12 protein-coding genes are annotated in these 12,729 nt (G+C 70.3%); 8 read left to right on the forward strand and 4 right to left on the reverse strand.

From position 1 onward, the window contains the following. Positions 1-31 precede the first annotated feature (31 nt). Positions 32-1,396, forward strand: a complete 1,365-nt coding sequence (locus ACFVQ0_RS19910) for a hypothetical protein (RefSeq protein WP_390089827.1) — start codon at positions 32-34, stop codon at positions 1,394-1,396. 80 nt (positions 1,397-1,476) lie between these two features. Here ACFVQ0_RS19910 and ACFVQ0_RS19915 read toward each other — a convergent pair whose 3' ends face one another. Next, positions 1,477-2,973 (reverse strand): peptide MFS transporter, encoded by a 1,497-nt coding sequence (locus tag ACFVQ0_RS19915; RefSeq protein WP_390089699.1) that lies wholly within the window; start codon positions 2,971-2,973, stop codon positions 1,477-1,479. A 419-nt stretch (positions 2,974-3,392) separates the two neighbouring features. On the opposite strand from ACFVQ0_RS19915, the gene ACFVQ0_RS19920 reads away from it, so the two are divergent. Further along, positions 3,393-4,070 (forward strand): response regulator transcription factor, encoded by a 678-nt coding sequence (locus tag ACFVQ0_RS19920; RefSeq protein ID WP_018104033.1) that lies wholly within the window; start codon positions 3,393-3,395, stop codon positions 4,068-4,070. Between the two features lie 15 nt (positions 4,071-4,085). Next, positions 4,086-5,351, forward strand: a complete 1,266-nt coding sequence (locus tag ACFVQ0_RS19925; RefSeq protein WP_390089701.1) for an ATP-binding protein — start codon at positions 4,086-4,088, stop codon at positions 5,349-5,351. 28 nt (positions 5,352-5,379) lie between these two features. On the opposite strand, the gene ACFVQ0_RS19930 is transcribed toward ACFVQ0_RS19925, so the two are convergent. After that, positions 5,380-5,937 (reverse strand): GtrA family protein, encoded by a 558-nt coding sequence (locus ACFVQ0_RS19930; protein ID WP_390089703.1) that lies wholly within the window; start codon positions 5,935-5,937, stop codon positions 5,380-5,382. A gap of 98 nt (positions 5,938-6,035) precedes the next feature. On the opposite strand from ACFVQ0_RS19930, the gene ACFVQ0_RS19935 reads away from it, so the two are divergent. Genes ACFVQ0_RS19935 through ACFVQ0_RS19945 form a run of 3 tightly spaced genes read left to right on the forward strand, consistent with a single transcriptional unit; the run spans position 6,036 to position 8,963 of the window. Further along, complete coding sequence (locus ACFVQ0_RS19935) at positions 6,036-7,235, forward strand: 5-(carboxyamino)imidazole ribonucleotide synthase (protein ID WP_390089705.1); 1,200 nt, start codon at positions 6,036-6,038, stop codon at positions 7,233-7,235. Continuing rightward, the gene (purE, locus tag ACFVQ0_RS19940) at positions 7,232-7,771 is read left to right on the forward strand and encodes a 5-(carboxyamino)imidazole ribonucleotide mutase (RefSeq protein ID WP_073738524.1); all 540 of its coding nucleotides are present in this window, start codon (positions 7,232-7,234) and stop codon (positions 7,769-7,771) included. Before ACFVQ0_RS19935 ends, purE begins: the two co-directional genes overlap by 4 nt. Before the next feature lie 7 nt (positions 7,772-7,778). Further along, the gene (locus ACFVQ0_RS19945; protein ID WP_390089707.1) at positions 7,779-8,963 is read left to right on the forward strand and encodes a dipeptidase; all 1,185 of its coding nucleotides are present in this window, start codon (positions 7,779-7,781) and stop codon (positions 8,961-8,963) included. 9 nt (positions 8,964-8,972) lie between these two features. Here the strand turns inward: ACFVQ0_RS19945 and ACFVQ0_RS19950 are convergent, their stop codons facing one another. Next, the gene (locus ACFVQ0_RS19950; protein WP_390089709.1) at positions 8,973-9,332 is read right to left on the reverse strand and encodes a VOC family protein; all 360 of its coding nucleotides are present in this window, start codon (positions 9,330-9,332) and stop codon (positions 8,973-8,975) included. A 102-nt stretch (positions 9,333-9,434) separates the two neighbouring features. Here ACFVQ0_RS19950 and ACFVQ0_RS19955 point away from each other — a divergent pair, with 102 nt between their 5' ends. Beyond that, positions 9,435-9,947, forward strand: coding sequence for a CGNR zinc finger domain-containing protein (locus ACFVQ0_RS19955; protein ID WP_390089710.1), 513 nt, complete (start codon positions 9,435-9,437; stop codon positions 9,945-9,947). A gap of 14 nt (positions 9,948-9,961) precedes the next feature. Here the strand turns inward: ACFVQ0_RS19955 and ACFVQ0_RS19960 are convergent, their stop codons facing one another. After that, positions 9,962-11,305: a UDP-glucose dehydrogenase family protein gene (locus ACFVQ0_RS19960; RefSeq protein ID WP_390089712.1), complete on the reverse strand. Its 1,344-nt coding sequence runs from the start codon at positions 11,303-11,305 to the stop codon at positions 9,962-9,964. Between the two features lie 177 nt (positions 11,306-11,482). Between ACFVQ0_RS19960 and ACFVQ0_RS19965 the strand changes: the two genes are divergently transcribed. Beyond that, positions 11,483-12,640 carry an acyl-CoA dehydrogenase gene (locus ACFVQ0_RS19965; protein WP_390089713.1) on the forward strand — a complete coding sequence of 386 codons (1,158 nt, stop codon included), beginning with the start codon at positions 11,483-11,485 and terminating at the stop codon, positions 12,638-12,640. Positions 12,641-12,729: the final 89 nt, after the last annotated feature.

Genomic DNA, 12,729 nt, shown 5'->3' on the forward strand with positions numbered 1-12,729 from the left:
ACGCAGGACGGTCGCGGCGGGAGTCGCGATGATGATCGGCGGGGCGGGCATGCTGCTGGCCGCGAGCCCTGCCCAGGCCGCCGACATCTCGTACAAGACGGAGTGCATACCCCCGGCCATCTCCGGACTGCCGCCCGTGGAGGGCACCACCCAGGTGCAGCTGACCGCACCCGCGCAGGCGAAGGTCGGGGACACCGTCGAGGTGGTGTGGAAGACGGTCGCGGCCGCCTCCAAGAACCCCGATGTCCTGGACCTGAGCAAGGACACGGTCCAGCCGACCGGCACCATCAAGCTGGGCGGCGCCGCGACCGGTGACCTGAAGATGGAGGGACCCCGGCAGAACCCGCCGATCCCCAAGAACTCCGCGATGATCCTCTCCGACATGAAGGGATCGCTGAAGCTGGAGAAGGCCGGTGACTTGACGCTGACGCCGGACGCGTACAACATCAACGTCTCCAAGCCGATCTCCACGGACACCAAGTGCACCCCGAAGGAGACGGTCAAGCCGGGCGCGACGATCAAGGTCACCGACGGCGGCGGAGCCGCGGCCGGGGGTACCACCGACGGCGGCACGGACGCCGGGGGTACGACCGACGGCGGCACCGACGCGGGCGGTACGGACGCGGGCGGCACCGACACCGGAGGCACGGCCACCGGGGGCGACACCGGCGGTACGGACGCCGGGGGCGCCACCGCGGGCTCGGGCGGCACCGGCGGTGCCACCGACTTCCCGGGCAAGGAGGTCGCCGTCAACTTCGCCTGCAAGTCGCCGGGACCCGCCTCCATCGAGTCCAAGGTCACGGTCAACGCCAAGAAGAACGGCGGCAGCTACGGGCTCACGGTCAAGACGGCCAAGGGCGTGATGGACAGCCCGGCCGACCTGCCAGCGGGCGCGCTGAAGCCGTCCATGCAGATCGTCGTCGGCGGCGCCGACAAGGGCTCCGTCGCCGTCAGCGGACCGGGGAACCCCGATCCGCTGAAGACGGGCAAGCCGGTCGACCTGCCCGACATGACCGGCACGTACAAGCCGGGTGCCTCCGGCAAGTCCACGCTCACCCCGGGCACCCTGACGATCGACGTCACGCTCGGCGGCTCGAAGATCAACATTCCGTGCACGGTCAAGGGCGCCGTCAAGGCGTCGCTCGAACTCGACACCACCGCCCAGCAGGGCGGCGCGTCCGGCGGCGACACCTCGGGCTCCGGCTCGGGCTCCGGCTCCGGCGGAGCGGCGGCCGCGGCGGGCGGCGGTACGGCCTCCGGCGGCGGCCTCGCGGCCACCGGTGCCGAGGACAACGGCGCCCTGCGCGCGCTCGGCCTGGTCGCCGGTACGGCGATCCTGCTGGGCGGCGCGGTGTTCACGTTCACCCCGTGGCGCAGGCTGCGTTCCGGCCGCTGAGCCGAGGCGCGTAGGCATACGGCAGGGGCCGCCGTACCGGGAAACGGTGCGGCGGCCCCTGTTCGGTGCGTGCGGCGCGGTCAGCTCTCGTCGCTCATGTGCTGGGTGACCTTCCTGCGGTACATCCAGATGCCGACACCGGCGATGACGGCGAGGACCGCCTCGGCCGCGACGGCGCCCGAGGTGTTCAGATCGACCCCGAGCTGCGGGGAGGTCAGGAGACCGGTCACGGAGTCACCGGCGGTGACCGCGAGGAACCAGACGCCCATCATCTGGGAGCTGTACTTCGCCGGGGCCATCTTCGTGGTGACCGACAGGCCGACCGGCGAGAGGCAGAGCTCCGCGACGGTCTGGATGAAGTAGATCGCCACCAGCCACATCGGGCTGACCCGGCCGCCGTTGGCGGCGGTGTCGATCAGCGGGATCAGGAAGACGACGAAGGAGATGCCGATCAGCACGAGGCTGGACGCGAACTTGACGGCGGTGCTGGGCTCCTTGCCGCGCTTGTTCAGCCACAGCCAGCCCGAGGCGACCACCGGGGCGATCGCCATGATGAAGATCGGGTTCAGCGACTGGTACCAGGACGTCGGGAAGTCGAACCCGAACAGGCTGTTCGTCGTCGAGTTCTCACCGAAGATCGACAGGGTCGAGCCGTTCTGGTCGTAGATCATCCAGAAGACGGCGGCGACCACGAAGAACCAGATGTAGCCCGAAAGCTTGGACTGCTCGGTGTTCGTCAGCTCCTTGTCGCGCTTCATCCGTACCAGGACCGCGACCGGGATGATCAACCCGGCGATGGTGATCGGCAGCAGCGCCCAGTCGGCGAAGTTGCCGGTCATGCCGAGCAGGCCGTAGAAGATCACCGCGACGATCAGCCAGACCAGGCCCTTGCGCAGAACCGAGCGCTTCTCCTGCTCCGTCGCCGGAGTGGAGACGACATCGCTCTCCGGGCTCAGGGTGCGGGTGCCGAGCATGAACTGGGCCAGGCCCAGCGCCATGCCGATCGCGGCGAGCGCGAAGCCGAAGTGCCAGTTGACGTTCTCGCCGACGGTCCCGATGGTCAGCGGGGCGAGGAAGGCGCCGATGTTGATCCCGATGTAGAAGAGCGTGAAGCCACCGTCACGGCGCGGGTCCTCCGGGCCGTTGTAGAGGTGGCCGACCATCGTGGAGATGTTCGCCTTCAGCAGACCGGAGCCGAGCGCGACGAGCACGAGCCCCGCGAAGAAGGTCGCGGAGTTGGGCACGGCGAGCGTGATGTGACCCAGGATGACGACACCGCCACCGATGGCGACCGTCTTGCGCGGCCCCCAGAAGCGGTCGGCCATCCAGCCGCCGGGCATGGCGAGCAGGTAGACCATCGCCATGTAGACGGAGTAGATCGCCGTCGCCGTGGTGGCACTCATGTGCATGCCGCCGGGCGCGATCAGGTACAGCGGGAGCAGTGCCTTCATGCCGTAGAAGCTGTAGCGCTCCCACATCTCGGTCATGAAGAGCGTGGCCAGGCCCCGGGGGTGGCCGAGGAAGGTCTTCTCTGCGCCAGGGGGGCTGGCAGGGTCCTTCGTCAGGCTGGACGCCATGGTCGATCCTTGCTTGCTCGGGACGCGGCGCCTCGTGAAGCGGTACGCGCCCGGTGGGGGGAGGCCGGCACCGACGCGGGTACGCCCACCGCGTCGGGATCCACGCCCGGTGCCTTCGTTGGCGTTCCGGGCCCGGCCCACAGGTCATTCACTGGACTTCCGGGCTGGCGGGTACCAGCCCCGCACACAAAAGAGACCCTGGGCGCTAATAGCTGCCCAAAGGTCTTTGAGTAGTGCAACAGGCGTTGAGACACCATACGACACGACAGAAGCCGATATGAAAGGACTTGAGACATGGATCACAGGCAAGAGTGCAACCACACTCCCATATTCGAAGGTCTGGACCTGAACGGGACGCAGACCCGCAGGGCTTTTGGATCACCTCACTTCTTGTCCGCCGCGCGGACTACCATCACTCCATGACCCGTGTACTGCTCGCCGAGGACGACGCATCCATCTCGGAGCCATTGGCCCGCGCCCTGCGTCGGGAGGGTTACGAGGTCGAGGTCCGCGAAGACGGTCCGACCGCTCTCGACGCCGGCCTCCAGGGCGGCATCGACCTGGTCGTGCTCGACCTGGGACTGCCCGGGATGGACGGCCTCGAAGTCGCCCGCAGGCTCCGCGCCGAGGGCCACACCGTCCCGGTGCTGGTGCTGACCGCCCGAGCCGACGAGGTCGACACGGTCGTCGGCCTCGACGCCGGCGCCGACGACTACGTCACCAAGCCCTTCCGGCTGGCCGAGCTCCTGGCCAGGGTCCGCGCGCTGCTGCGCCGTGGGGCCACCGAGCCCGCCCCGCAGCCCGCCACCCACGGCGTCCGGATCGACGTCGAGTCGCACCGGGCCTGGATGGGCGAGGAGGAACTCCAGCTCACCGCCAAGGAATTCGACCTGCTGCGGGTCCTGGTCCGCGACGCGGGCCGGGTCGTCACCCGCGACCAGCTGATGCGCGAGGTCTGGGACACCACCTGGTGGTCGTCCACCAAGACCCTCGACATGCACATCTCCTGGCTCCGCAAGAAGCTCGGGGACGACGCCGCGAATCCGCGCTACATCGCCACCGTCCGGGGCGTCGGCTTCCGCTTCGAGAAGAGCTGACGTACAGAAACACTCATGCGCCGAAGACTGATCAACTCCACCCTCGCCGTGGTGCTCGTGGTGATCGCCGTCTTCGGCGTCTCCCTCGTCATCGTCGAGGCCCGCACCATCAGCAGCAGCGCCCAGGAGAGCGTCGACTCCGAGGCGCTGCGGGTGATCAGCGTCATCGAGAGCCGGCTCCTGGGCTCCGAGCGGATCAACCCCGGAGTGCTGGCCGAGCAGGTCGACGACAAGCGCTACGCCCTGGTGAAGATGGTCGGCCGCGAACCGATCGAGGTGGGCGAGCGGCCCAGCGGCAGTGTGATCAGCGCCACCGAGGTGGGGGAGCACGGCGAGCGGGTCACCATCGAGGAATCCCGCTCCGCCGTCACCCGCGAGGTCGGCCGCACCCTGATGATCATCGGCGCGGTGGCGCTGCTGGCCATCGTCTCCGCCGTCCTGCTCGCGGTGCGCCAGGCCAACAAGCTGGCCTCGCCGCTCACCGACCTGGCCGAGACCGCGGAGCGCCTCGGCTCGGGCGACCCGCGCCCGCGCCACAAGCGGTACGGGGTGCCGGAGCTGGACCGGGTCGCCGATGTGCTCGACTCCTCCGCCGAACGGATCGCCCGGATGCTGACGGCGGAGCGCCGGCTCGCCGCCGACGCCTCCCACCAGCTTCGTACGCCGCTGACCGCGCTCTCCATGCGGATCGAGGAGATCTCGGTCACCGACGACCCGGAGACGGTCAAGGAGGAGGCGAACATCGCCCTCACCCAGGTCGAGCGCCTCACGGACGTGGTCCAGCGGCTGCTGACCAACGCCCGCGACCCGCGGACCGGCTCCGCCGTCGTCTTCGACCTCGACGAGGTGGTCAAGCAGCAGATCGAGGAGTGGCGCCCGGCCTACCGGGGCGAGGGCCGCGCCATCGTCCGCTCGGGCAAGCAGGGGCTGCGGGCCGTCGGCACCCCGGGCGCGGTCGCGCAGGTGCTGGCCGCGCTGATCGAGAACTCGCTGATGCACGGTGGCGGCACGGTCGCCCTGCGGACCCGGGTGACCGGCAACCAGGCGGTGATCGAGGTGACGGACGAGGGCGCGGGCGTCCCCGCGGACCTGGGTGCGCGGATCTTCGAGCGGACCATCAGCGGCCGCAACTCCACGGGGATCGGCCTCGCGGTCGCCCGGGACCTGGCGGAGGCGGACGGCGGCCGCCTCGAACTGCTCCAGCAGCAGCCCCCGGTCTTCGCCCTGTTCCTCAGCCGGGTGGCCCTGAACAGAAAAGAACCGGAACGCCCGGTGAGGTAACCGGAACGCCCCGGACGCACCCGGAGGGCTACCGCCGAGCCGTATCCGCCTCGACCCGCACGGCGGCCGCCGGCGCGGGCACGGCGGGCCCGGGAACCGCGGGAGACACGGGCGGCACAGCCGCTTCCGCCTCGCTCAGTACGCCCTCTTTGTCAGGCAGCGCCTTGAAGACCCAGCTCCGGTACGACCAGAAGCGGAACAGCGTCGCGATCCCGATCCCGAGGATCTTGAAGACATTGCTCTGCACCGGGGTGTCCCAGCCGAACCCGTACGTCGCCGCGTACAGCACACCCATCTCGATGACCGCACCCGCCGCGCTGAACAGCAGGAACAGTGTCAGCTCCCGCGTCCGCCCGCTCTTGTCGCGGTCCCGGTACGTCCAGTAGCGGAAGCCGACGTAGTTGCAGAGGATCGCGACGAACGTGGCGAGCAGGCCCGCCCGGACCGTCGGGATGTCCGTGTAGCGCCACAGCAGGTTGGACACGGCGATATTGACGACCAGACCGACCGCGCCGACCGCGCCGAACTTGGCGATCTCCCGGCCCAGCAGATCCAGCCGGACCCGCAATGCGCCCCGTTCACTCATGGTGATTGCTCAGCCCGTCTGTCGGTTCGTCTTCAGGTTCCGTCAACCCGGCCATGCTAACCAGCCCGCCGGCCGGCCGCCCATGAGTACCGGCACGGGTGTGGCGCGGCCGTGACACCCGTACCGGCGACTCCTGGACGTGCGGATACCCTGGAGGAGTGACGTTCCCGGTAGTCGGCATGGTCGGTGGCGGTCAGCTCGCCCGTATGACCCACGAGGCGGGCATCCCCCTCGGCATCAAGTTCAAGCTCCTCAGTGACACCGCTCAGGACTCGGCGGCCCAGGTCGTGAATGAAGTCGTCGTAGGCGACTATCGCGATCTGGAGACGCTGCGTGCCTTCGCGCGCGGCTGTGACGTGATCACCTTCGATCACGAGCACGTGCCGACCGAGCACCTGCGGGCCCTGGAGGCGGACGGCATCCCCGTGCGCCCCGGCCCCGACGCTCTGGTGCACGCCCAGGACAAGGGGGTGATGCGCGCGAAGCTCACCGAGATCGGCGCGCCCTGCCCCCGCCACCGCATCGTGAAGGACCCGGCCGACGCCGCGGCCTTCGCGCACGAGGTCGGAGGCTTCCCCGTCATCCTCAAGACCGTGCGCGGCGGCTACGACGGCAAGGGCGTCTGGGTGGTCCGCTCAGAGGCGGACGCGGCCGACCCCTTCCGGGCCGGTGTCCCGGTCCTCGCGGAGGAGAAGGTCGACTTCGTACGGGAGCTGGCGGCCAACATCGTCCGCTCGCCGCACGGCCAGGCGGTCGCCTACCCGGTCGTCGAGTCCATCCAGGTGGACGGCGTCTGCGACACGGTCATCGCCCCGGCCCCCGAGCTGGACGAGCGGCTCGCGGGTGAGGCCCAGCAGCTCGCGTTGCGGATCGCGGCCGAGCTGGGCGTGGTCGGACACCTCGCCGTCGAGCTGTTCGAGACCCGCGACGGTCAGATCCTGGTCAACGAGCTGGCGATGCGCCCGCACAACTCCGGGCACTGGACGCAGGACGGCGCGATCACCTCGCAGTTCGCCAACCACGTCCGGGCCGTCCTGGACCTGCCGCTCGGCGACCCGCGCCCGCGCGCCACCTGGACGGTCATGAGCAACGTCCTGGGCGGCGACTTCCCGGACATGTACCAGGCCTACCTGCACTGCATGGCCCGCGACCCGCAGCTCAAGATCCACATGTACGGAAAGGACGTGAAGCCCGGCCGCAAGGTCGGCCACGTCAACACCTACGGCGACGATCTGGCGGACGTGCGCGAGCGCGCCCGGCACGCGGCCGACTACCTGCGAGGAACGATCACCGAATGACTTCCCCCGCCTCCGCCGCACCGGTCGTCGGCATCGTCATGGGCTCGGACTCCGACTGGCCCGTCATGGAAGCGGCGGCCAAGGCCCTCGACGAGTTCGAGATCCCCTATGAGGTCGACGTCGTCTCCGCCCACCGCATGCCGCGCGAGATGATCGCGTACGGCGAGAACGCCGCGGGCCGTGGCCTGAAGGCGGTCATCGCCGGGGCGGGCGGCGCCGCCCACCTGCCCGGCATGCTCGCCTCCGTCACCCCGCTGCCGGTCATCGGCGTACCGGTCCCGCTGAAGTACCTGGACGGCATGGACAGCCTGCTCTCCATCGTGCAGATGCCCGCCGGCGTCCCCGTCGCCACCGTCTCGGTCGCCGGCGCGCGCAACGCTGGCCTGCTGGCGGCCCGCATCCTCGCCGCGCACGACAGCGAGCTCCAGGCCCGCATGGTCGAGTTCCAGAAGGAGCTGAACGACCAGGCCACCGAGAAGGGCAAGCGGCTGCGCACCAAGGTGCGCGGCGCGGACTCCTTCGGCTTCGGAAAGTAGGGCAGTGATGGACCAGCTGGAGAAGGCCGGGGAACTCCTCGCGGAGCACCCCGTGGTCGACGGGCACAACGACCTGCCGTGGGCGCTGCGCGAACAGGTCAACTACGACCTGGACGCCCGCGACATCGCCGCTGACCAGTCGGCCCATCTGCACACCGACATCCCCCGGCTGCGCGCGGGCGGCGTCGGAGCCCAGTTCTGGTCCGTCTACGTACGGTCCGACATGGCGGGCGAGGACGCCGTCAGCGCCACCCTGGAACAGATCGACGCGGTCACCGAGCTGCTGGCCCGGTACCCGGCGGACCTGCGCCGCGCGCTGACCGCCGACGACATGGAGGCGGCCCGCGCCGAGGGCCGCATCGCCTCCCTGATGGGGGCGGAGGGCGGCCACTCCATCAACAGCTCGCTGGGCACCCTGCGCGCCCTGCACACCCTCGGCGTCCGCTACATGACGCTGACCCACAACGACAACATCGCCTGGGCGGACTCCGCGACCGACGAGCCGGGCGTCGGCGGGCTCTCCCCGTTCGGCCACGAGGTCGTCCGGGAGATGAACCGCACCGGCATGCTGGTCGACCTCTCGCACGTGGCGGCCACGACGATGCGCGACGCCCTGCGCACGTCCGCCGCGCCGGTGATGTTCTCGCACTCCTCCGCGCGGGCCATCTGCGACCACCCGCGCAACATCCCCGACGACGTCCTCGCCCAGCTCCCGGCCAACGGCGGCATCGCCATGGCGACCTTCGTACCGAAGTTCGTCCTGCCGGCGGCCGTCGCCTGGACGAAGGCCGCCGACGAGAACATGCGCGCCCAGGGCCTGCACCACCTGGACACCACCGAGCGGGGCATGAAGGTGCACGCCGCGTTCGAGGCGGCCAACCCCCGCCCGATGGCGACCGTGGCGACGATCGCGGACCACCTCGACCACATGCGCGAGGTCGCCGGGATCGACCACATCGGCATCGGCGGCGACTACGACGGCACCGCGTTCCTCCCGCAGGGCCTGGAGGACGTCGCCGGGTACCCGAACCTGATCGCGGAGCTGCTCGGCCGGGGCTGGTCCACCGCCGACCTGGCCCGGCTGACCTGGAAGAACGCGGTACGGGTGCTGCGCGCTGCCGAGGACGTGTCGCGCGAGCTGTCCGCCCGCCGGGGCCCGTCGCACGCCACGATCGAACAGCTGGACGGCTGACCGGCCGGCTCAGCAGGCGCAGAGACAGAACGGGTGCCCCGCCGGATCGGCGTACACCCGGAAGGTCCGCTCCCGGTCGTCCGCTTCGAGCACCGTCGCCCCGAGCGCCAGCACCTCGCGCTCGGCCGCGTCCAGATCCGGCACGGTCAGATCCAGATGGAACTGCTGCGAACCGTCCGGACGCGGCCACTTCGGCGGTACGTAGCCGGGCGCGGCCTGGAAGGCGAGCGGGGTGCCGGTGATCCCGGTGAGGTCCACCCAGCCCTCCTGCTGCTCGACCTTCCCGCCGAGCAGCGCGGCGTAGAAGTGGGCCAGGGCGTTGGGGTCCGGGCAGTCCAGGACGACGGCACCCAGTGCGGCTACAGCCATGACGCTTCCTCCTTGGGCAGATGCGGGCATGTGGTTACCGGTAATGCGGCTCAACCGGTCACCGTTACTGCATGCTCCTGCAATGGAGGTAACGTCGCAACCATGAATGAGAGGGATTCCGCGCCCGGCGGACTCGCGCTGATCGAAGCCCTGGTCAACACCCTGGACGTGGAGACCGGCGCGGACGCCCTCGACACGGCGCAGGGGCGCGCCGAACTCGCCCTGGCCGGCCCGGACGTCCCGGCGGCCCGCGCGCTCCGGGAGGCCCTGCGCGCCGTCTGCCTGGCCCACGCGGGCCACCGCCCGCCCGACGGCGGCTCGGTGTCCCTGCTGGACCGGCTGCTGGCTGAGGCGCCCCTGCGGGTCCGGGTGGACGAGGCGGGTGCGGCGGTGCTGCGCGCGGTGGAGGAGCCGCCCGGACTGACCGCCCGGGTCGCGACGGCCATCGCCGCCGCCTGCGCGGACGGGACCTGGGACCGGCTCAAGGTGTGCGAGGCGGCGGACTGCCGCTGGGCCTATTACGACCGCAGCCCGGCGGGGCGCCGCCGCTGGTGCTCGATGTCGGTGTGCGGGGCCCGCGCGAAGATGCGCGCGTACCGCGCCAGGCAGGGCTGAGAGGGCTCGGCCACTCAGGCCTTCGGCCGCCCCATCGCCCGGAACGTCCACCCGGCCTCGCGCCACACCACGGGGTCCAGCGCGTTGCGCCCGTCCAGGACGAGCTTGCGCCCCGCGGCCTCGCCGAGCGCCACCGGGTCCAGCTCGCGGAACTCGCTCCACTCCGTCAGGTGCAGCACCACATCGGCGCCGCGCACCGCCTCCAGGGCGGTGTCCGCGTAGCCGAGCGTGGGGAAGAGGCGGCGGGCGTTGTCCATGCCCTTCGGGTCGTAGACGGTGACCTGGCCGCCCTGGAGGTGGATCTGCCCGGCGACGTTCAGGGCGGGCGAATCGCGTACGTCGTCCGAGTCCGGCTTGAAGGTGGCGCCCAGGACGCCCACCCGCTTGCCGAGGAACGAGTCGCCGCCGACGGCCTCCCTGGCCAGCTCCACCATGTGGCCGCGGCGCCGCATGTTGATGGAGTCGACCTCGCGGAGGAAGGTCAGCGCCTGGTCGGCGCCCAGCTCACCGGCGCGGGCCATGAAGGCCCGGATGTCCTTGGGCAGGCAGCCGCCGCCGAACCCGATGCCGGCCCGCAGGAACTTCTTCCCGATCCGCTCGTCGTGGCCGATCGCCTCCGCCAGCTTCACGACATCGCCGTCGGCGGCCTCGCAGACCTCGGCCATGGCGTTGATGAAGGAGATCTTGGTGGCGAGGAAGGAGTTGGCGGAGGTCTTCACCAGTTCGGCGGTCGGGAAGTCCGTCACCACGAACGGCGAGCCCTCGGCGATCGGTCCGGCGTACACCTCGCGGAGCAGCTTCTCGGCCCGCTCGCTCTCCACGCCGACGACGATCCGGTCCGGGTGCAGCGTGTCGTTGACGGCGAAGCCCTCGCGGAGGAATTCCGGGTTCCACGCCAGCTCGGCGGCGTCGCCCACGGGGGCCAGCTCGGCGAGCCGGGCGGCCAGCCGGGCCGCGGAGCCGACCGGCACGGTGGACTTGCCGACGACCAGGGCGGGCCTGGTCAGCAGCGGTGCGAGGGATTCGAAGGCGCTGTCCACGTAGCTCATGTCGCAGGCGTACTCGCCGTGCTTCTGCGGGGTGTTCACGCAGACGAAGTGGACGTCACCGAATTCCGCCACCTCCTCCCAGGAGGTGGTGAAGCGCAGCCGGCCGCTGGCGCCCTCGATGCCCGCGACGTGCTTCTTCAGGATCTCTTCGAGCCCCGGCTCGTACATCGGGACCCGGCCGGCCGAGAGCAGCTCGACCTTCTCGGGCACGACATCCAGCCCCAGCACTTCGAAGCCGAGCTCCGCCATGGCCGCGGCGTGGGTGGCGCCGAGGTAGCCGGTGCCGATCACAGTGATCCTGAGGGCCATGGAGTGCTCCTGGGAGATGCGGACAGACGTGCGGTGAACGAGCATAGTCGTGCCCCTGAAACGCTCCATTCCGGCTGTCGCGAAGCTCACGGCCCCAGCGCGTATGCCATTGCGGGGGCGGGCACCTAAAATTAGGTTACTTAACGGTAGTTAGCTGCATCCTGGGGAGTGAGAGTCTTGGCGGGTTCGACCGATTTCGACCTGTACCGTCCGGCCGAGGAGCACGAGATGCTCCGTGAGACGGTGCGCGCCCTCGCCGAGGCGAAGATCGCCCCGCACGCGGCCGCGGTCGACGAGGAGGCCCGCTTCCCGCAGGAGGCGCTGGACGCCCTCACCGCCGCCGACCTGCACGCGGTCCACGTCCCCGAGGAGTACGGCGGCGCCGGCGCCGACGCGCTCGCCACGGTCATCGTGATCGAGGAGGTGGCCCGCGCCTGCGTCTCCTCCTCCCTCATCCCGGCCGTGAACAAGCTCGGCTCGCTCCCGGTGATCCTGTCCGGCTCCGAGGAGCTGAAGAAGAAGTACCTGGGCCCGCTCGCCAAGGGCGACGCGATGTTCTCGTACGCCCTCTCCGAGCCGGACGCGGGCTCCGACGCCGCCGGGATGAAGACCAAGGCCGTCCGCGACGGCGACTTCTGGGTCCTCAACGGCGTGAAGCGCTGGATCACCAACGCGGGCGTCTCCGAGTACTACACGGTCATGGCGGTCACCGACCCGACCAAGCGCTCCAAGGGCATCTCGGCGTTCGTCGTCGAGAAGTCGGACGAGGGCGTCTCCTTCGGCGCCCCGGAGAAGAAGCTCGGCATCAAGGGCTCCCCGACCCGCGAGGTCTACTTCGACAACGTCCGCATCCCCGCCGACCGCATGATCGGCGAGGAGGGCACCGGCTTCGCCACCGCGATGAAGACCCTCGACCACACCCGTATCACGATCGCCGCCCAGGCCCTCGGCGTCGCCCAGGGCGCACTGGACTACGCCAAGGGCTACGTCCAGGAGCGCAAGCAGTTCGGCAAGCCGATCGGCGACTTCCAGGGCATCCAGTTCATGCTCGCCGACATGGCCATGAAGCTGGAGGCGGCCCGCCAGCTCACCTACTCGGCCGCCGCCAAGTCCGAACGCCTCGACGGCGACCTCACCTTCTTCGGCGCCGCGGCCAAGTGCTTCGCGTCCGACGTCGCGATGGAGGTCACCACGGACGCGGTCCAGCTCCTGGGCGGCTACGGCTACACGCGGGACTACCCGGTGGAGCGGATGATGCGCGACGCCAAGATCACCCAGATCTACGAGGGCACGAACCAGGTCCAGCGCATCGTCATGGCGCGGAACCTGCCGTAGCGGACCCGCTCCGACCCGATGCACCCAGACGCTTCGGCCCCCGGCATCGCCGGGGGCCGTCGTCATGACCGGCGTTCCCTCCGGAGCAC

Origin of the sequence: Streptomyces sp. NPDC057900, from assembly GCF_042887885.1 — a bacterium.
Taxonomy (GTDB): domain Bacteria; phylum Actinomycetota; class Actinomycetes; order Streptomycetales; family Streptomycetaceae; genus Streptomyces.